17 protein-coding genes are annotated in these 21,017 nt (G+C 39.2%); 13 read left to right on the forward strand and 4 right to left on the reverse strand.

Annotated elements, in window-relative coordinates; genetic code table 11:
* Nucleotides 1-97: 97 nt before the first annotated feature.
* The 8 genes from ACOI22_RS03095 (at nt 98) to glgC (ending at nt 9,271) form a co-directional block, all read left to right on the forward strand.
* Nucleotides 98-490 (forward strand): MerR family transcriptional regulator, encoded by a 393-nt coding sequence (locus ACOI22_RS03095; protein WP_420670090.1) that lies wholly within the window; start codon nt 98-100, stop codon nt 488-490.
* Complete coding sequence (locus ACOI22_RS03100) at nt 487-1,659, forward strand: isovaleryl-CoA dehydrogenase (RefSeq protein ID WP_420670092.1); 1,173 nt, start codon at nt 487-489, stop codon at nt 1,657-1,659. Before ACOI22_RS03095 ends, ACOI22_RS03100 begins: the two co-directional genes overlap by 4 nt.
* Before the next feature lie 53 nt (nt 1,660-1,712).
* On the forward strand, nt 1,713-3,320 hold the full coding sequence (locus tag ACOI22_RS03105) for a carboxyl transferase domain-containing protein (RefSeq protein WP_420670094.1): 1,608 nt from the start codon (nt 1,713-1,715) through the stop codon (nt 3,318-3,320).
* A gap of 29 nt (nt 3,321-3,349) precedes the next feature.
* On the forward strand, nt 3,350-4,138 hold the full coding sequence (locus ACOI22_RS03110) for an enoyl-CoA hydratase/isomerase family protein (RefSeq protein ID WP_420670096.1): 789 nt from the start codon (nt 3,350-3,352) through the stop codon (nt 4,136-4,138).
* On the forward strand, nt 4,131-6,092 hold the full coding sequence (locus ACOI22_RS03115) for an acetyl/propionyl/methylcrotonyl-CoA carboxylase subunit alpha (RefSeq protein ID WP_420670098.1): 1,962 nt from the start codon (nt 4,131-4,133) through the stop codon (nt 6,090-6,092). Before ACOI22_RS03110 ends, ACOI22_RS03115 begins: the two co-directional genes overlap by 8 nt.
* A gap of 12 nt (nt 6,093-6,104) precedes the next feature.
* Nucleotides 6,105-7,028: a hydroxymethylglutaryl-CoA lyase gene (locus ACOI22_RS03120; RefSeq protein ID WP_420670100.1), complete on the forward strand. Its 924-nt coding sequence runs from the start codon at nt 6,105-6,107 to the stop codon at nt 7,026-7,028.
* Nucleotides 7,029-7,290: 262 nt separating this feature from the next.
* Nucleotides 7,291-7,800, forward strand: coding sequence for a DNA starvation/stationary phase protection protein Dps (gene dps / locus ACOI22_RS03125; protein WP_420670102.1), 510 nt, complete (start codon nt 7,291-7,293; stop codon nt 7,798-7,800).
* A gap of 226 nt (nt 7,801-8,026) precedes the next feature.
* Nucleotides 8,027-9,271 (forward strand): glucose-1-phosphate adenylyltransferase, encoded by a 1,245-nt coding sequence (glgC, locus tag ACOI22_RS03130; protein WP_420670104.1) that lies wholly within the window; start codon nt 8,027-8,029, stop codon nt 9,269-9,271.
* 77 nt (nt 9,272-9,348) lie between these two features.
* On the opposite strand, the gene ACOI22_RS03135 is transcribed toward glgC, so the two are convergent.
* Nucleotides 9,349-10,143: an alpha/beta fold hydrolase gene (locus ACOI22_RS03135; RefSeq protein WP_420670106.1), complete on the reverse strand. Its 795-nt coding sequence runs from the start codon at nt 10,141-10,143 to the stop codon at nt 9,349-9,351.
* A 94-nt stretch (nt 10,144-10,237) separates the two neighbouring features.
* Nucleotides 10,238-11,545: a spinster family MFS transporter gene (locus ACOI22_RS03140; protein ID WP_420670108.1), complete on the reverse strand. Its 1,308-nt coding sequence runs from the start codon at nt 11,543-11,545 to the stop codon at nt 10,238-10,240.
* 186 nt (nt 11,546-11,731) lie between these two features.
* Here ACOI22_RS03140 and ACOI22_RS03145 point away from each other — a divergent pair, with 186 nt between their 5' ends.
* Nucleotides 11,732-12,535: an acyl-CoA thioesterase gene (locus ACOI22_RS03145; protein WP_420670110.1), complete on the forward strand. Its 804-nt coding sequence runs from the start codon at nt 11,732-11,734 to the stop codon at nt 12,533-12,535.
* A gap of 43 nt (nt 12,536-12,578) precedes the next feature.
* Here ACOI22_RS03145 and ACOI22_RS03150 read toward each other — a convergent pair whose 3' ends face one another.
* The gene (locus ACOI22_RS03150) at nt 12,579-13,415 is read right to left on the reverse strand and encodes an HDOD domain-containing protein (RefSeq protein WP_420670112.1); all 837 of its coding nucleotides are present in this window, start codon (nt 13,413-13,415) and stop codon (nt 12,579-12,581) included.
* A 32-nt stretch (nt 13,416-13,447) separates the two neighbouring features.
* Nucleotides 13,448-14,491, reverse strand: coding sequence for a 2-dehydropantoate 2-reductase (locus tag ACOI22_RS03155; RefSeq protein WP_420670114.1), 1,044 nt, complete (start codon nt 14,489-14,491; stop codon nt 13,448-13,450).
* 121 nt (nt 14,492-14,612) lie between these two features.
* Here ACOI22_RS03155 and ACOI22_RS03160 point away from each other — a divergent pair, with 121 nt between their 5' ends.
* The 4 genes from ACOI22_RS03160 to ACOI22_RS03175 all read left to right on the forward strand — a co-directional run bounded on the left by ACOI22_RS03160 (nt 14,613) and on the right by ACOI22_RS03175 (nt 20,904).
* Nucleotides 14,613-15,893: a glycosyltransferase gene (locus ACOI22_RS03160; protein WP_420670116.1), complete on the forward strand. Its 1,281-nt coding sequence runs from the start codon at nt 14,613-14,615 to the stop codon at nt 15,891-15,893.
* Nucleotides 15,894-16,259: 366 nt separating this feature from the next.
* Nucleotides 16,260-18,341 (forward strand): TonB-dependent receptor plug domain-containing protein, encoded by a 2,082-nt coding sequence (locus tag ACOI22_RS03165; protein ID WP_420670118.1) that lies wholly within the window; start codon nt 16,260-16,262, stop codon nt 18,339-18,341.
* Between the two features lie 17 nt (nt 18,342-18,358).
* On the forward strand, nt 18,359-18,886 hold the full coding sequence (locus ACOI22_RS03170; protein WP_420670120.1) for a YfiR family protein: 528 nt from the start codon (nt 18,359-18,361) through the stop codon (nt 18,884-18,886).
* Nucleotides 18,883-20,904 carry an EAL domain-containing protein gene (locus ACOI22_RS03175; protein WP_420670122.1) on the forward strand — a complete coding sequence of 674 codons (2,022 nt, stop codon included), beginning with the start codon at nt 18,883-18,885 and terminating at the stop codon, nt 20,902-20,904. Before ACOI22_RS03170 ends, ACOI22_RS03175 begins: the two co-directional genes overlap by 4 nt.
* Nucleotides 20,905-21,017: the final 113 nt, after the last annotated feature.

Genomic DNA, 21,017 nt, shown 5'->3' on the forward strand with positions numbered 1-21,017 from the left:
TTGAGTAATTTTGCAAACTTTACGTTTACGTTAACTTGACTTTACGTAAACGTAAAGTGCATTATTGTCACATGCTATTAATATTTAAGTAACAACTATGCCGTTAACTACCTTTACTATTGGTGAATTATCTAAACATTTTGATATTACGCCTCGTTCAATTCGCTTTTATGAAGAGCAAGAACTGTTATTACCAGAACGACAAGGCCAAGCTAGAATTTATCATAAGAAAGATAAGGTTAGACTCAAACTCATCCTTCGAGGAAAGCGTCTTGGCTTTTCTTTAGCAGAAATAAGACGTTTATTTTCTTTATACGATACTAACCCTAATTCAGCAGCGCAGCTTGAAACTATGCTTACCCTAACAAAAACAAAAAGAGCTATTTTGGAGCAACAACTGAACGACATCCAAATGTTAATGAACGAATTAGATGATGTTGAGGCCAGATGCCAAGACGAACTAAATGAATTAAAACGAGGCGATTTATGATAAGTGCACCCTACTTAAGCTTAAACTTTGGATTAGGCGAAGAAATAGATATGTTGCGTGAACATGTGTTCAACTTCGCGCAAAAAGAAATTTCGAATTTAGCTGCTCATGCAGATGAACACAATCAATTTCCAAATGAACTTTGGCCAAAATTTGGTGATATGGGCCTACTTGGCGTTACTGTTAGTGAAGAGTTTGGTGGCTCTAATATGGGATATTTAGCCCATACCGTTGCCATGGAGGAAATTAGCAGAGCATCAGCTGGCATTGGCTTAAGTTATGGTGCGCACTCAAATTTGTGCGTGAATCAGTTGCATAAAAATGGGACACAAACACAAAAAGAAAAATATCTCCCTAAGTTAGTGAGTGGGGAACACATAGGCGCATTGGCTATGAGTGAGCCAAACGCAGGCTCTGATGTAGTCAGTATGAAATTGCGCGCTGATAAAAGTGGGAATGATTACATATTAAATGGTAATAAAATGTGGATTACTAATGGCCCTGACGCTAACGTTTTTATCATTTACGCAAAAACCGATGTATCAGGTGGCTCCAAGGGGATTACCGCGTTTATTGTTGAAAAAGACACCCCTGGATTTAGCCAAGCACAAAAGTTAGACAAATTAGGCATGCGCTCTTCAAATACATGTGAGCTAGTGTTTGAAGATGCAAAAGTGCCTAGCGAAAATATTCTTGGTGAAATAGGTGGCGGCGTAAAAGTGCTGATGAGCGGCCTTGATTACGAACGCTTAGTTCTTTCGGGTGGCCCTTTGGGAATCATGCAAGCATGCATGGATTTGGTTGTTCCCTACATTCACGATCGTCAGCAGTTTGGCCAGGCTATTGGTGAATTTCAACTAATACAAGGAAAAATTGCTGACATGTATACACAAATGAATGCCGCCAGAGCATATGTTTACAGTGTGGCAAAATCGTGTGATCGCGGAGAAACCACGAGAAAAGATGCCGCTGGTGCTATTTTATATTCAGCGGAATTAGCCACTAAAATGTCACTTGATTGTATTCAATTATTAGGTGGAAATGGCTATATCAATGAGTATTCAGCCGGACGATTACTTCGAGATGCCAAACTATATGAAATTGGTGCGGGTACTTCAGAAATACGCAGAATGTTAATTGGTCGCGAGCTATTTAATGAGTCAAATTAGAAATTTTTTTCATTTTAATATCATGACTTTAAACAAGTAAACGAGGTAATCAAGTGGCAGTCATACATTCTAAGATTAATCTTAAAAGTGATGAATTTAAGCAAAACGCTGAGCATTTACAAGCGCAAGTAAATGACCTTAAAAAAACGGTTGCTCATTTAATGCAGGGAGGCTCTAAGGCATCTTGTGAGCGCCATAAAAGCAAAGGAAAACTACTTGCAAGAGAACGTATTGAAGCACTAATTGACAATAACAGCGCTTTTTTGGAGATAGCACAATTAGCCGCTTGGGAAGTATACGATGACTACGTGCCTTGTGCTGGAGTAGTGGCAGGCATAGGCTCAGTGAGTGGCATTGAATGCATGATAGTAGCCAACGACGCCACGGTTAAAGGTGGGACATACTACCCTCTTACGGTAAAGAAGCATTTGCGTGCACAAACCATTGCGCAGGAAAATAACCTACCGTGCATATACTTAGTCGATTCCGGTGGTGCGAATTTACCCCGGCAAGACGAAGTTTTTCCTGACAAAGAGCATTTTGGCCGTATATTTTTCAATCAAGCTAACATGTCGGCATTAAATATTCCGCAAATAGCAGTTGTAATGGGCTCTTGCACAGCTGGTGGAGCATACGTACCAGCCATGGCTGACGAATCTATTATTGTGCGTGAGCAAGGAACAATATTTTTAGCTGGCCCACCGTTAGTGCAAGCAGCCACAGGTGAAGTGGTAAGCGCAGAAGAATTGGGTGGCGGCGATGTTCACTGCAGAACTTCAGGAGTGGTTGACCATTTAGCGAACAATGACCACCACGCCCTGAGTATTGCACGGGATGCCATAGCACGACTGCATAAAACAAAAGTAAATAGTTTACAACGTGTTGCACCAAAAGCTCCCGCGTATTCTAGCGAAGAGATTTACGGCCTTATACCTAAAGATACAAAGCAGCCTTACGATGTACGAGAGCTTATTGCTCGAATAGTAGATGGCAGTGACTTTCACGAATTTAAAGCCTTATATGGCACCACCTTAGTGTGCGGATTTGCACATATAGATGGCTATGAAGTTGGTATTATCGCGAACAATGGCATTTTATTTTCAGAGTCGGCGCAAAAAGGTGCACATTTTGTCCAGCTTTGTTGTCAGCGTAATATTCCGCTCGTGTTTCTACAAAATATTACTGGCTTTATGGTAGGTAAACAATATGAAGCAGGCGGTATTGCTAAACACGGTGCTAAATTAGTAACTGCGGTAGCCTGCGCAAAAGTACCGAAGTTCACAGTATTGATTGGCGGTAGTTTTGGTGCGGGCAACTACGGTATGTGCGGGCGAGCTTACGACCCAAGATTTTTGTTTATGTGGCCGAACGCACGAATATCAGTGATGGGCGGTGAGCAAGCCGCGGGTGTGCTTGCTCAAGTTAAACAAAGCCAAAGTGAACGCGCTGGAACCCCACTAAGTGATGAACAGATAAATGACATAAAAGCCCCCGTTATTGCTACTTATGAAAAGCAAGGGCATCCCTACTTCGCATCAGCACGCCTATGGGATGATGGTGTGATTGACCCAGCCGATACGCGCTCAGTTCTTTCATTGGCCTTAAGTGCAGCAAGTAATAGTGAAATTAACGATACCCAATTTGGCATATTCAGAATGTAACTTCTGTAAAAGCAAAGAGAATATTAATTATGAGTGATGTGATTTTATCAATAGAAGGTGCATTGGCTAGGGTTACGCTTAATCGTCCCGATGTGCACAATGCATTTAACGAAGATGTTATAAATAGCCTTATTGATTGCTTTGAGCGAGTGGCAATTGACGACAACATTAGAGTAATGGTTTTACAAAGTTCAGGAAAGTCATTCAGTGCAGGGGCAGATTTAAATTGGATGAAAAAAATGGCGTCTTATTCTGAAGCCGAAAACATGGCCGATGCTCAACGCCTAGCTTTGATGTTAAACAAGCTTTACAACTTACCAAAACCAACGATTGCAAGAGTACAAGGCGCAGCCTATGGAGGTGCAGTGGGGCTTATTGCGTGTTGTGACATAGTAATAGCCAGCCGCTTGAGTAAATATTGCTTAAGTGAAGTCAAGTTAGGCCTTATTCCCGCAACTATTTCCCCATACCTTGTAAAAGCGATAGGCCCCCGCAACGCCAAGCATTTATTTATGACGGCACAAGTATTCTCAGCCAGAAGAGCAAGAAGAATTGGACTTATAAGTGAAGCGGTTAGCGAAGATGAATTAGATAGCCAAATAGAAGATGTTATTTCAGCTATATTGAAAAATGGACCTTATGCGGTGGCACAAGCTAAAGCATTAGTAGATGAAGTAGAAAACCAAGAGATTGATGAAAAGCTAATGTGTCTTACAAGTAAGCATATAGCCAAAATTAGAGTGTCTGAAGAAGGGCAAGAAGGTTTAAAAGCCTTTCTAGACAAGCGCCCAGCGAATTGGGTAGATTCTTATGATTAATAAAATACTTATTGCCAATAGAGGGGAAATAGCCTGCAGAATAATACGCACTGCAGCAAGGCTAAATATTAAAACGGTTGCCGTTTATTCCGAGGTTGATGCAAACGCATTACATGTTCAAATGGCCGATGAAGCCATTTGTTTAGGCGAAGCCGCTGCATCCAAGAGCTATTTAAATACTGCATTAATTATTGAAAAAGCAATACAATATAACGTTGATGCTATTCACCCTGGTTACGGTTTTTTATCTGAAAATGCAGAATTTGCGCAAGTTTGCCAAGAAAACAATGTTACATTTATAGGGCCATCGAGCGAAGCAATACAAGCGATGGGATCTAAATCTGCAGCAAAAACCATTATGGAAGCGGCTAATGTTCCTTTAGTGCCTGGTTATCATGGCAATGAACAAAATCCTGGTTTCTTACATAAACAAGCACAAGCCATGGGGTATCCAGTACTGCTAAAAGCAGCAGCAGGTGGCGGTGGTAAGGGAATGCGTCAAGTATGGAGTGACGAAGAATTCCATTCAGCCTTAATTAGTGCTAAACGTGAGTCCTTAAATAGTTTTGGCGATGACCACATGCTGGTTGAAAAGTATTTGACACAACCTAGGCACATTGAAATTCAAATATTTTGTGATAATCATGGCAATGGTGTGTATTTATTTGAACGTGACTGCTCTATTCAACGTCGCCATCAAAAAGTAATAGAAGAAGCTCCTGCTCCCAATTTTCCGAGTAATGTTCGAACAGCCATGGGTGAAGCGGCACTAAAAGCGGCTCATGCAATCAACTATACCGGTGCAGGCACGGTAGAATTTCTATACGACACTGACGGTTCGTTTTATTTTATGGAAATGAACACCCGTTTACAGGTTGAACACCCTGTTACCGAATTTATCACGCAAGAAGATTTAGTTGAGTGGCAAATTATTGTTGCTAACGGCCTCCCCTTGCCGAAATCACAAACGCAGTTGAGTATTAGTGGGCATGCGTTTGAAGCGCGAATTTACGCAGAAGACCCAAACAATGAATTTCTGCCTTCAACCGGTAAAATAGAACATTTAATTACGCCTAAGATTTCACCATTCGTTAGAGTTGACACGGGTATTCAAACGGGTGACGAGGTAAGTATATTTTATGATCCAATGGTCGCTAAGTTGATTGTGTGGGGGGAAGATAGAAACAAAGCGCTATCGTTACTTATAAACAGTTTACAACAATTTATGCTGTGCGGTATTACAAGCAACATCGACTACTTAATTAAATTGGCTCAAAGTGAACCCTTCGTTAATGCAGAATTATCAACTGATTACATTGAGCGCCATAACAAGCTAATAAACCTTGAGAAAGCCCCCCTACTGCCTGAGCAGCAAATTGCAATTTTAGGCATAATAAGCGCTCAAAATATTAGTGAAACCAACGAACTAAGTGGCTATAGAGTTAATCATGTTGTTAATAAAGCCTATGAATATACTTACAATCAAGAAACTTTCAGCTTTGAAGTGCAACAATTGGCACCTTGTTTATTTCAAACCAAGGTAAGCAAGGTGAGCTATACATTTGAGGTTGAAAAGCACGATTCACACATTACGATTATTACACCTGATAGCAAATTGACTTACGCTTACTATGAAAATAACAAGTGTATTTATTTACAAATACAGTCAGGAATGGTTTGTATTGAAAAAGCGAGTATAGATTTTGGCACAGCTGATGAATCAGCAAGTGCTGGCGATGTTGTAGCTCCCATGAATGGTAATGTGGTTAAGGTAATGGTCAGCCAGAACGAAAAAGTAAAAAAAGACCAAGTACTTATTATTATAGAAGCTATGAAAATGGAGCATAGTTTAAAAGCCCCTTTCAGCGGTGTAGTAAAGGAATGCCGAGTTAACGCAGGTGACACCGTTGAAGGCAATGAGCTATTACTGACTTTGCTAGCCAATGAGCAATAAGGCCCAACAACTATGAAAAGCACCCTATTTGACGATATTCCTCACCAAGTTGAAGTAGTAGAAGTAGGCCCACGAGATGGCCTGCAAAATGAAAAGTCATTGCTAAGTGTGAATCAAAAAATTGACCTTATTAATCAACTTAGTGATTGCGGCTTTTCTCATATTGAATCAGGCAGTTTTGTTTCGGCTAAATGGGTACCGCAAATGAGTAGCTCTGCCGATGTTATGCGCGGAATAAAAAAATTCGATAACATAGTATATAGCGCGCTAACACCTAATTTAAAAGGTTACCATGACGCCATAAATGCCAGTACAAAGCAGGTCGCTATTTTCGCTAGCGCATCACAAACATTCTCTCAAAAGAATATTAATTGCAGTATTGAAGAGAGCCTCGTGAGATTCGAAGATGTGGTTCAGCAAGCCGTATCTGACAATATACCTGTTCGGGCATATGTTTCTTGTGTGTTAGGTTGCCCCTATGAAGGCACTATTGATAAGCAAGCGGTTTTAGATTTAAGTTTGCGTTTGCTTGAAATGGGGTGTTATGAGGTGTCGTTAGGTGACACCATAGGTGTAGGTACCCCGCTCAACACAAATAAATTGCTTAACTTGCTATTGTCGCGCATAAGCGCAACTCACTTAGCACTGCATTGTCACGATACATATGGGCAAGCTTTAGCAAACGTACTTGTGGGATTACAGCAAGGCATTTCGAGTTTTGATAGTTCGGTAGCTGGCTTAGGTGGCTGCCCCTATGCGGCAGGTGCTTCAGGTAATCTTGCAAGCGAAGATTTAATTTATATGCTCCACGAAATGGGTGTTACAACCGGCGTTAACCTAACAAAATTAATTAATGTGGGGAATAATATAAGCGAGATATTACAACGCCCTAATCAATCAAAAACGGGAAAAGCCTTGGCAGCAGGTAAACTGTAATTAGCGCACCTAAAATATTTATTTTACTTGCGCTATTGAGCTTATGCCCTTTTGAGCTAAAACTATATTGAGTAAAAATTACACGGTATTGCATAAGTAATTCGTAGTATATAACTTGTTGCTAAATTTACACAGTTACATAAATTTTTAAACCACTGTTTTTAATGGCTTTTTTAGATTTCATTGAAACGGCATGACGTTTGCTATTTTATATTCATAACTCACCACTAAATTTGTTTAAATATTAACAATAAGGAAAATTATGAGTAATTTAAAAGTAGCTTCATTTACTGCACCAGGTCTTAAAAATGACAAGGCAGAGCAAACGATAAAATTTTTGGAACAACGAATGGTTGCGCTAATTGATTTACAGCTAACCTTAAAGCACATTCACTGGAACGTTGTAGGGGCTAATTTTATTGGCGTACACGAAATGCTTGACCCACAAGTAGAATCAGTGAGAGAAATGACAGACACAATTGCGGAACGCATTGCTACATTAGGCGGAGTTCCGGTAGGTACGCCTAAATCAGTAGTTGAGCGTCGCACTTGGGAAGAATACAGCTTAGGTAAAGCACTTGTAAAAGATCATCTAAGCGCCCTAAACGCTGTTTATGATGGTGTAAATGAAGACCACCGAAAAGCGATAGATGAAGTAAGTGAATTGGATCCAGTATCTGAAGATATGCTGACAAGTCAGCTTGCAGATTTAGAGCAATTCCAATGGTTTGTAAGAGCTCATCTTGAATCAGCTTCTGGTGATTTAAGCTAACACCAATATTGATATTACATCGAAGCGCCTCGCACCCAGTGTTAGGCGCTTTTTTGTTCCATCATGCCGTCTAATATTGTAAAAAGGCGTTATGAATTTGTGCATATCCAAATGGTTTCTCAAACAAGCTCTATAGAACGCCATTAAATTTAAGTATGTGTTTGCTCATACTTACAAAGTACTTTAGTATAGAAATTGCTCATAACAATAACAAGAAGTTTACATTATGGATAAAGTCAATAACCGTTATATCAGTAATTTAACACGTGACACCTACGCCCTTGTGTTAGCAGGCGGCAGAGGTTCAAGACTTCACGAACTGACTAATTGGCGAGCGAAACCTGCATTGTATTTTGGTGGTAAATTTAGAATCATCGATTTTCCTCTCTCTAACTGTATTAATTCAGGTATTCGTAACGTAGGTGTCCTTACCCAATACAAATCTCACTCTTTAATTCGGCATTTAGTAAGAGGATGGGGACATTTCAAAAAAGAGTTGGGTGAATCTATAGAAATACTTCCCGCTTCTCAGCGTTTTTCTGAAGACTGGTATCAAGGTACGGCTGATGCCGTGTATCAAAATATTGATATCATAAAGACGGAATTACCCAAATACGTAATGATATTGTCGGGCGACCACATTTATAGAATGGATTATGGGCCGATGTTGGCTCAACATGTTGAATCTGGCGCCAAAATGACAGTAAGTTGTATGTCAGTGCCTGTTGAACAAGCCCGTGGGGCTTTTGGCGTGATTGGTGTTGATGGCAACAATCAGGTCACCGGTTTCATTGAAAAGCCAAGTGAGCCAGAGACGCTGCCTCATGATCCAAGCCAATGTTTAGCTTCCATGGGAAATTATGTTTTTGATACCGAATTCTTAATTGAACAATTAGAGCAAGATTCTCAAAACCCGGGTTCTGATCATGACTTTGGTAAAGATATTATTCCCAGCATTATTGATAACCATAAAGTCTGTGCATTCGACTTTAAAAAGAGCGCTAAAAATCACTCATATTGGCGTGATGTAGGAACCTTAGATAGTTACTGGGAAGCCAATATGGAATTGGTCTCCCCTGTTCCAGAATTAAACCTATATGACAAGCGTTGGCCGATTTGGACGTATCAAGAACAACTCCCCCCAGCCAAATTTGTGTGGGAACACGAAAGCAGCCCAGGCGAAGCATTAAACTCGTTGGTGTCAGGCGGGTGTATAATTTCAGGCGCATCAGTTAAGCAGTCAATTTGTTTTTCTAATGTTACGGTTAAATCAGCAAGTGTAGTAACAGAATCGGTTTTGTTACCAGAGGTAGAAATCGGTAAAAACTGCATAATTAAAAAGGCGATAATAGATAGAGGCTGCACTATTCCTGATGGCACTATTATTGGCGAAAACCATGAGAAAGATATTGAGCGTGGATTTAGAGTATCTGAAAATGGTGTCGTGTTAGTTACCTCAGAAATGCTCTAGTTATTTTATATTTCTCTTTGCTTATTTGTTGAAATAAGCATCGAGGAATGTAAATTGCCTCTACTAAGAAGTCTTAGTTACATACCTTTAAGAATCATATTTACTTTTTTAGCGAGTTCCACAGGCTTCTCCAGTGGGAACATATGGCCGCCAAAATCGAGCTCTAAATGTTCTATATCACTATTATTTTTCAAAAATGGATTACGTAAAACGGGTACGCATACATTGGTATTTTTGCCTGTAATTAAGGTACTCGGCACTTTAAGCTTGCCTTTGTAAGAAGGTAAATTGTGCGGAATTGTGCGAAATATATTAGCCTCTATTTCAACATTAAAATTCAGGGTCTTAACATTATTTGATTCGTCAATCACCGCATCAATATAGTCGTGTATGCAATCTGCATCAAAATCTTTAAATAATGCTTTACTTGAAAAATACTCAAACAAATTATGATGACTCGCCCACTTTTGGTTTCTTAATCGCGTAATGCCCGCTGGTGTTAACTTATCAATTAGCCTATTCGTTTTGGCGAAACGAAATAAATAACGAGATAAACCTGTAATTAATGGTGGATCAAACATTATTAAACCAAAGAACAAATCAGGCCGCCTACACACAGCCATGTATGAAAGCACCGCACCGAAAGAATGACCAATGGCAATTACTTTGTCATTTGTCTTGTTTTGCTCGATATAGTCAATCATCTCGTCAATCTGATTTTCCCAATTATCATTCAGCGGATACTGTGGGTCATGTGCGTATTTATCTTTCGCGATAATTGCGTAGTCAGGTGACAGGTGATTTAGGAATTTTTTATAGCTACCAGCAGGAAAACCGTTAGCGTGGGCAAAGTGAATAGTTTTGTTGGTCACTATTAGTTTGTCCTAGTGTTTGGATAATGAAGGAAAGCCAATAAGATTATCATGTAAGACGCGCCAAGGCGCGTCTTAATTACATAACTAATTGCTAAGCAGCCGCTTGCCTTTCCTCTGCAGCAGCCCAATCTTTCTCAATTTTCTTTGACGACCAAAAGAAAATAACAATTGAAAGTACATATGGAATCGTTAGCAAGGCTAGTGAAAAGCGCAAAGCTTCACCAGAACCCATGGTTTCTGAATACATGTTACTTATTATACCTATAAGCGTTGGCCCGCCACCTAGCGCAATAATATTGAGTACAAAGAAGAATAAAGCGGTAGACATTGCCCTTGCGTTAACTGGTGCAAGTGTTTGTGCAATTGCGAAACAAGGTCCTAAATACATACCGCTGGTGAACAATAATACAGTGAGTAGTGCAATAGACACCCAAGCTGAGCCCACATAAAGTGACGCAACAAAGCATGGCACACCAATAATTAAGGCATAGGCCGGTAATAAAGCATAACCCCTGCGATTCTTTTTACCCCATTTATCAGCTATTACGCCACCTAACCATACGCCTAAGGCGTAAGCAGTACCATTAATTATACCAAACGAAATAAGCAATTCTTGAATGCTGACTTCGCTGTGGATGCGAACATAAAAATCTATTATCCAAGTAGATATTGCATAATTGCCGAACGAACCGAATGATATACCTAAGCACATGCCCCACCAAGTTGGTATCTTTAACAGTGTACGAATGGCTTCACCCAGTTTCATACTGCCAACGTTACCACTAGGCGCACTGGTTCTCTTAGGCTCTTTAACCGTAAACTTAAGTAACAAGGCTAATACGACCCCCGGGATACCCACCGCTAACATGACTGTTCGCCAATCGGTTGTTCCTCCTTGTAAAAAAAACGCTGCAGCAAAATATGCAGCCATTACGCCAAACGGAATGCCTAAGGAATAAATGGCGAGCGCTTTTGCTCGTTCGGTAGGTTTGTATAAATCAGAAATCATGGAATGTGATGGAGGACTTCCGCCTGCTTCACCAATACCCACTCCTACTCTCGCAACCGCAAGTGACATAAAGCTTGTTGCAAAGCCCGACAAAGCAGTAAATCCACTCCACACTGTTAAGGAAATAGCGACTATATTAACGCGGCTGTATCTATCAGCAAGCCAAGCGATGGGAATGCCTACTACGGTATACAATAAGGCGAACGCGAAGCCCTTTAGCCAACCAAGTTGTGCATCGTCTAGACCTAAATCAGCTTTAATAAACGGAGATAAAATACCTATAATTTGACGATCTACAAAGTTAAAAGCATATACAAGTGTTAGTATTAGTAAAACGTAGCGCCGATACGCGACGGAAGGTGCAGCTGTTACGGTGGAGTCGGTTTGCATAAAATGGTAATCCTTTTAACAACATTTAGTCTTTACACTGATACATATGTTAATAGAACGCAAATTTATGTGAATTATTTGTTAATATATACCAAATGAATGATGCCTAAGTCCGCATATAGCTTGATTAACAACTACATTTAAACAACAATAGCACTACTCCGACCAGATGAGACTTTAGTTTATATGCATATAGATGAATATTTGAGTGTAGCTCAATCTTTAAAAGACCAGCCTAATAACACCATGACCGTTAGCAAAGAATGGTCTCAAGGCCGCACTGTGTATGGAGGTTTATCAGCCGGCATTTTATACGCTGCGGCTAAAGTGTACGTTGATAGCGCCCGCGTGTTACGTTCTATGACCACTAATTTTGTAGGCCCACTACTTTCAGAAAAAGCATTTGAAGTGAGTGTTGAAGTTGTCAGGGCGGGCAAAAATGTATCTCAACTTCAAGCAAGAGCAATTCAAGATGGCAAAATATGTGTAGTATCGCAGTTTTGCTTTGCAGAGAATCGCAGCTCTAAAATTGAAGTGCCAAATACCGAAACACACGGCCTTTCTATTCCCATCAAAGGCAATTTTATTCCACAAATTCCCAAGGTAACCCCTAAGTTTCTTAGACACTTTGACCTTTCGATACAAGATGGTGGCATTCCTTTTTCTGGTAAAAAGAATAGCCATTATTATGGCTGGATGCGCTTTAAAAAGCCGCCTTTAACTATAACAGATGCTCACATTGTAAGCCTTATTGACGCATGGCCTCCTACCTTGCTTCAAATGCTTAAGTGGCCGGCACCGGCTAGCACAGTCAGCTGGAATTTAGAGTTTATTCACCCTCATAGAGAGCTTAGTCCTACGGATTGGTTTGCTTATAAAGCGGATACTAGGCAGGCAGCAAATGGATATGGACATACTGAGGCCACCATATGGGATATTCACGGTGAAGTAATTGCTATTAGCAGACAAACCGTCGCTATATTTGATTAATTTAGTGTGAAGTAAACCTTTATTAACCGCAATAAGGATGCGTTTATACTGACTGAACTCGGAAGATTGAACAGAGCGCTTCTAGTTCAGGCTTACAATGTTCAATTGCCTCATTAATAGTATCTAAATTTAACTGTAAGCTCGCATATAAGAATTCAGGAATGTCTTCCTCAATTCTGTATATGTCTGGGTAAGTTTCTACTACGGCTAAATTGTATGCTAGTTGAATAATTTGTGATTCAACAGTAACCGCGGGCGCATCATCATGGTGCTGCATAGCAACGGTTGAAACTAATGCATCAGGTATCAGCCAGCGTTGTAACAGCGACGCTGACACCTCTGCGTATGAAAAACCTAGTACAAGTTCTTGGGCTTGTTTAGGCAGGGTATTAGGTCTTAAACGATTGCACTGCTTAATAACGGAAGGCGTAACGCGCAAAATAGCAAGCTCGCCTACGTTATGCAACAAGCCGCTTGTGTACATACGCGCCACATCTTTCTCTTTTATTTTTTTTGCGAAAAAAACGCCATATAGCCCGCACAGTATACTTTGTTTCCAAAAGTTGTTTAGGTTGATGTATTTCTCGTGTTCTGGTCCAATAATATTTGTAATACCGAACACAAGCGCAAATTCGTAAACCGCTTTTACACCTATTACTTGAATAGCTTTTTCTAAAGATTCTATTTTACGTTCAAATCGAAAAATTGGACTGTTGGCATATTTTAATAAGTGAACCGCTAAACCAGGATCACCCGACACTACGCTAGCAATGTCTTTCATTGTAGAACCTTCTCTATCAAACAAAATTCTGAGTTGATTCGCCGTTTCCGGCACCGCAAATAACTCCGTTGCTTTTTGCGCATATTCAATAGCGTTCATATTGATAAATTAGCTCCTAACTTAACCATTTATTAGTAGTTCTTAATTGCATTTTCTGCCCATTCAAAAAAAGCAGTCGGTGATACCCTGTCGCCCTCTTCTGCTTTTAAAATAAAATCTACAATTTTTGCATTTATTGGTGCATCAACACCTATCTGCAAGGCGGTTTTTACAAGCTTTTGGTTTAAGTACATAATCTCACTTGTTTTACCCCCATGTAAATCCCACCACATACTTGTTCTTACCTTTGGATCGATTGCAAGCATTGATTGTGCTACGCGATTAAATATAAAGTTAGGTAAAAACAATATCTTCGGTATCCACTTATTCGGCAAATTTGCAATTTTCGGTAGTTTTATTTGTTTTTTTTCTGTGACTTGCAGTAATTCTTCCATCATTTTGGCAATTAAAACTCGATACACACGTGTCGATAGCATTTCCTTAACGGGAATATCAGCAAGTGCATTAACCGCATTACCTAAATTTAATTGTAATTTAGCCCATTGAAGTGCCGTCATGTGGTAGCTTGTATCGGTGGGAAGTAAACTAGAACTGATTTGCCTAGCTAACCATTTTATAGAATCACTTGCACTACCTTCGCACTCTAGAACAAAATGACCTTCAGAGCCTCGGTAAAAGTTGTTGCCGCTTTTAATCACAACATTAAAAGGAACCATTGCTCTTAAAACAATGTTAGCAGGAAAGGCTTGCTGAATTATCTTATGGTTGGCTACGCCGTTTTGACAACAAATAATAATCGTTTTGTCGCTAATACAGTCAACAATAGTAGGAATAACCGATTCTAGAGCTGTACACTTTACACTAAGCCACAAAACATCAGCTCGCGCCTCTAAATTGTTGAGCTCGTGATCATTGATTGCAGAAAAAGTTAAAGGAACATCGAACGCGTTATTTTTGTAATCACTTATTGTGAAACCGTTCTCAATGATGCGCTTAAAACTATTTCTAGCAATAAATGTTACTTTCTGTTGGCTATGAATAAGCGCCCCACCAAGATAACAGCCTATTAATCCGGCACCTAAAATAACGTGATGAGCTTGATGTTGTGGTATCATTCTAGATCCATTGTTACGTTGTGGGGCTTAGGTAAATAGGTATATCGCCTATGCTTTATCGCCAACTACATTTACAGCTTATATCACTATATACAATAACTTAAGCCTAAGGAAAGAAGAATTGCGAGTTTTATTTATTGGCTTTGTATGGCCTGAACCAAAATCATCAGCGGCCGGTCAAAATATCCTAAGCTACATGTACGCTTTAAGGGATGATGGCAATGAAGTTTTCTTCTGTAGTGCCGCAGAAAAAACGGAACAATCTCAGAATCTTGAAAACGATGCTATTCCTTCTTTTCCTATCGTATTAAATTGCAGTAGCTTTGATTCGCAAGTTACAGAACTCGCCCCTGATATAGTCATATTTGACCGCTTCTTATGCTACGAACAATTCGCTTGGCGCGTTAAAAAGTCTTGTCCAGAAGCACTGTTAGTATTAGATGCTGAAGATTTACATTTTTTACGCAAAGCTCGCCAACAAGCAGCCAAAGTATTAAGTCATCGCTTTGTTTCATCGGCATCAATATTAGCAAATGAACAGCGCTCTCTATTACTAAACGAACTGACAAAACGCGAATTAGCTTGTATTTATCAAGCCGATTTAACCGTCGTTTTATCAGATTTTGAACAAGAGCTGCTGACAGACATAATGCATGTGCCTAAAAATCAAATCGCTCATTGCCCCTTTATTATTAATAGCAAAAATGCATCATTAACTAACCTTCCCAGATTTCAAGAGCGCGAAGATTTTGTATTCATAGGTAATTTTAGACATGCTCCTAATTACCACAGCGCTAAAATTTTACGCGAAAATATTTGGCCTTTTATTGTAAAGCACTTTAAGAAACTAGGTATAACGGTAAAGTGCCACGTATATGGGGCTTATTTATCGCCAAAAGCTAAACAACTTGAAAACGCCGCGATTGGATTTCATGTGCATGGGTTTGCTGAAAATCAATTTGACGTCATTAAAAACGCTAGAGTTATGTTAGCGCCAATCCAGTTTGGAGCGGGAGTAAAAGGAAAATTTCTAGATGCAATGTTGTGTGGCACGCCTAGTATAACGAGCCCGATTGGGGCTGAAGGCATTTCTAAGCAAGCTTGGGGTGGTTTTATAGTGGATGATTTTGAGGCCTTTATTTCAAGCGCAATTGAATTGTACAGCAACGAGAAAGCATGGACTAAGGCAGTGAAAAATGGCGAAAAAATCATCCAAATGGACTACGCACCCGCACTCATATCTCGCAAATTCATTGATATTATACAAAGTGGATATACCAATAGAATGCAAAATAGATCTTTGAATATACTCCAACAAGTAATGAGTCATCATCAGTTTCAGACAAGCCAGTATATGAGCCAGTGGATAGAAGCAAAAACCCAATTAAGTAAATTATTGTAGCTAAAACTACCAGTTAGCACTGTATTTTTCGTTAGCTTTAAAAGCTTCTACTTCTAGCGGCGCTTTATCATACCTTACTAACACATCGCCCACTTGAGCAAACAAAACCTTGGCTATAATAGTTAATCGAAATGTAGCCAACACCATTTAATTTAATATAGCCCATCATAACTTTCTAATTTAAATGATTTCATAGTTAACTGCATTAATAATGTATAAGTGCTTAAAAAAACTAATTATCTGTCGATAAACTATACTAAAGAGTTGTTTAAAAAATTCACCTTCTTAAGTGTACTTAAACAGCATCATGTCGCTGCAATTTAAAGCATTATTCTTTTAATTTTCTTTCGTGTAGGAATGAGTTTGGTGAATATAACAAAAAACCTAGCATGGCCATTATTATTGATTTCTCCATTGGCGATAGCGTCATCTCTCAATAATGAAGATTTTGATCTCGATGCCCTGATGGGAATGGATGTGCAAGCCACCTCTGCAATGAAGCGAGCGCAATCGGCTTTTGATACCGCGTCTTCTATTTATGTTTTAAGCAAAGAACAAATAACAAACTCCGGTGCAATGTCGGTACCTGAAGCGCTTCAGTTAGTACCGGGGCTAATAGTTAGAAAGCTCGATAACAATCAATGGGCTATCACTGCTCGCGGTGTCGCCTCGCGTTATTCTAGTAAATTATTGGTAATGATTGATGGCCAAAGTTTATATTCACCTCAATTTGCTGCCGTTTATTGGGAAGCATTGAATGTGCCTTTATACGATATTGAACGCATTGAAGTTATCCGTGGACAAGGCGGCTTATTATGGGGAAGTAACGCCAATAACGGGGTTATCAATATAATAACTAAACATAGTCTTGATACCCGAAACGGTTATGCAGATTTTTCTCTTGGTAATCAAATTAAACATGATGCAAACATTCGCTATGGAGGTGACATTGGTAATAAAGGCAGTTATCGAATTTATGCTCATTTTAATGATGGTAAAGCGTCTAAAGATGGCACAATTTATAGAGATGAAATCATCACGCCCGTTGATACTGCAGAGCAGTATGCTTTTGGTTTTAGAACAGACTTTACGCCAAATAACGAGTGGGATGTATTACTTCAAGGTGATATTACGTATTCAAAATTAGCTCAGAACTTAAGAGCAGCCATTGATGAAACGAATACGAACCTAGCATTTTCTGAAAACTTTGACCGCACCGATACGCGTTTAATGGCGCGTGTTGACAATAGAATATCAAACACAGCTAATCAGATGTTACAGCTATCATGGTTGAAACAAAGTGGAACCGAACTGTATTTGAAGGAAGATTTTGAATCGATAGATATTGATTATCAAATGAACTTTATCTACAGCAGTGTTCAGCTAGATTGGGGGCTGAATTATCGATACAACGCGGTTAACTCTGAAGAAGGGATTGTGTTTACTTCAGATAAAGACATTCATTTTTTAGAGCAATATGGCGGGCTATTCCAAATGCAATATAGTGTTGTTCCCGACAGCGTTGATCTTATTGTAGGAACAAAACTTGAACACAATGATCTAACTGGATGGCAAAACCAACCCTCCGCTAGGTTAACTTACAAACCAGTCGCCAACCATTTGGCATGGGGCGCTGTTTCAAGAAGCGTAAGAATCCCTATGCTTTTAGAATACGATTACAATTTTAAAGTGAGTGGAATAGAGCTTAGTCGCCTGTTAGGTGAAAGCACCGGAATCCCTCAACTTGATAATTATAGAATAGAAACCTTTTTGAATGGGAATGATGAAGTTGATTCTGAAACCTATGTCTCTTATGAGCTAGGCTATCGGTTTAGTAATAATTATTGGTCTATCGACTTATCGTTATATAAAACTGAGGGGGAAAATGTGGTGGCATATACCTCAAATTTTGAAGACCAATCCGCACAATTTCTACCGGCACTGGCACTATTACAAGCGAACCAATTCGAACTGGCAGGTTTAGCGCTAACCACAACTAAGCTTGAATTAGATGTGGTGTCTGCAGCCGAAGCTACTACCAATGGAGGTGATTTTGTATTGGCTTGGCAAGCCGCAAAAAATATAAAAATGGAGCTTGGCTATAGCTACACTGATTTAACGTACGATTTACCACTAGGCACCACGCCAGCAATAGGATACAACTCAACAAATAGACAATTATTCGCTAAAGCTGACTACTCACCTTTTACTAATCACGCGGTGCTTGCGACTATTCGCATAGAGAACTCAAATGCTTATAACACTAACAATTACGCGGCATTAGACATAACGTGGAATTGGCTAGTCGACTCGCATTGGTCAGTAGGCTTGACGGGTAAAAACTTATTTGCGGGTTCACATTTAGAGTTTAATAATGTTAGTGAAACCTACACCATCCCAAATTATATTGATGAAAATTTTGCGCTTACCATCTCAGCAAACTTCTAAAATATAAAGAGTTTTCAATGAGAACCTTCTTTTTCAGCATATTAATAATACCACTACTTTCTTACAGCAGCGGCTCTTTTGCGAACGAGAAAGAATACAAGTTAAAAGCTGGTTTTTTGTATAACTTTGCGCGATTTGGGCATTGGGAAACATCACTAGAGAGTAATGAATATTTCGAATTATGCAGCACAAGCTCAGACTTCGTAAAGGTAGCAAGCAAGACCCTACAGGGTCGCAATGTTCACAACTTACCTATTCTCATTCGTCATATCTCCCTTGAAAAAGAAATGCTAGCTTCTTGCCACATGCTTTTCATTACAGAAGACACTGCGACTGATGCGCAAAATAGTGAACTAATATCGCTTAAAAATATCATGCTTGTAGGCGAAGCAGATACTTTTATTGAAAACGGCGGGCAAATCCGATTTTTTTTGACGGGCGGTAAAATACGCTTCGAAATTTACCCCCAAAGACTCAGCGACGCTGGCATAACCATGAGCTCCAAAGTTCTCCGCTTGGCCCGAATTGTAGAGAATGTGGAATGAGGAAGCTCTTTGCACTAAACACAATGAATAAAAAGCTACTTATTATCTTAATGAGCGTAGCGATAGTATCAACAGCCACAGTAACAATTGCTTTTAGTACCTATGAGATATCAAGCGCTAAAAATGAACAAATCAACAGTTTAAATTCCATATCCAAGATGCTTGCTCCTAATATTACGACTGCCTTAATATTTCAAGATATTGACGCGATTGATGAGCTTATAAAGCCCATGTTGATTCGCAGGGATATTGTATCTGTTATTGTAAATGATAATGAAGGCCGTCAAGTGGCAATAGCCTCTAATGTTAAACCCTCTAGAGCTGAAGAATATAGCCTAGAATTAACATCGCCTTTATTATTTGATTCGTTTCAATACGGTGAATTAATAATACGTACAAATAATAGTTATATAAATGATAGGAACCGTTTTTATACTAAGTTTAGCATTGCTTTGATTCTGTTTACGTTTACAGTAAGTCTGCTCTTATCCTTATTACTAAGACGGCGCTTTTTAAAACCCATTCTGTATTTAGCTGAAACAGCTCAAGAAATCACAAAATCAAGCAACTATAGCCTACGTGCGAAACAGCAATCACTTGACGAAGTTGGTCAGTTAACGGATTGTTTTAACAATATGCTTCAAACAATAGAGCAACGGGAGAGCTCGCTTGAAAATCAGGTTCAAAAGCGCACTAAAGAACTTGAAACAGCAAATGATAAGCTATATTCATTTGCCTATAAAGATGGCCTGACAGGCTTACCTAATCGGCGTTATTTTTATGAAAAAATCAGTGAACTGATTAAAAATGATATTAAATTCACATTAATATTTTTGGACTTAGATGGTTTTAAAGATGTAAATGATAGTCTTGGTCATGATTTTGGTGACTTACTTCTGATAGAAGCTGCAGAAAGATTAAAAACCTGCATAACAGAAAAAGACCTTATTGCACGCCTAGGCGGAGACGAATTTACGCTTATTTTAGAAGGCATAAATGACTCCGTTTATTCGACCAAGGTTGTGTCTTGCGCAAAAGCGGCACTAAATAAACCTATGAAAATTAAATCCGAAGATATAAAAATTAGCGCAAGCTTGGGCATCACTTTTTATCCTATAGACGGCCAAAACGTAGACGAAATGGTGAAACGAGCTGACCAAGCTATGTATTTATCTAAAAAGAAAGGTCGTAATCGATACGAGTTCTTTACTTATGAAATTGAAGAGCAAGCGATTAAGAAACGCCGTTTGATTGAAGAAATGCGCATTGCACTTTTAGAGGACCAATTTGAACTTTACTACCAACCTATTCTCTTGAATGATGGTGTAAATGTAGACAAAGCAGAAGCTCTAATTCGTTGGAATCATCCTGAAAAAGGTATGATCCCGCCTAATTATTTTATCCCAGTAGCTGAACAGAATGGCTTAATTGCTGAAATTGGCCAATGGGTGAAATTACAAGCCATTCGAGATGCTGTTGAATTTCAGTCAATATGTGATACCGGAATTCAAATTAGTATTAATACATCACCGCTTGAAATTGACCGCGCAGGAAAGTGGGTAGAAGAATGGATTCAAGCATATAAAAAATATAACTTGGCTCCCCATAGTATATTAATTGAGGTAACTGAGAATACCTTAATGGACCCCAATTCACTTATACAGCACCAATTAAAACAGCTGCACAAAGCGGGCATTGATTTAGCTATTGACGACTTCGGTGTGGGTTATTCTTCCTTAGCCTACTTGCAACGTTTAGATATTGACGTACTTAAAATTGATAAATCATTTATTGATGGCTTAACGTCAAACTACAACAACGGTGATCTTATCAAAGCAATCATTACCATGGCGCATAACCTTGATATTCAAGTAGTTGCTGAAGGTGTTGAAACCCAAGAGCAATATACTCGCTTAAAAGACCTAAACTGTGATTTCATGCAAGGCTATCTATTTTCAAAACCCATTTGCAAAAACGAATTTATGGCTAAATATATCAACAAACAAATCGCGCCTTAGTAAGCTAGCAACTAAGCCCCCCTACTGCCTTATCATTTAATAACTGCACCATCATGTAATCATATGTTCGAATAATGCCTACAAATTAAAGCTCAACAGTAATTATCCAAACT

The sequence above is a fragment of the Glaciecola sp. 2405UD65-10 genome, from assembly GCF_048820975.1.
Taxonomy (GTDB): domain Bacteria; phylum Pseudomonadota; class Gammaproteobacteria; order Enterobacterales; family Alteromonadaceae; genus Glaciecola.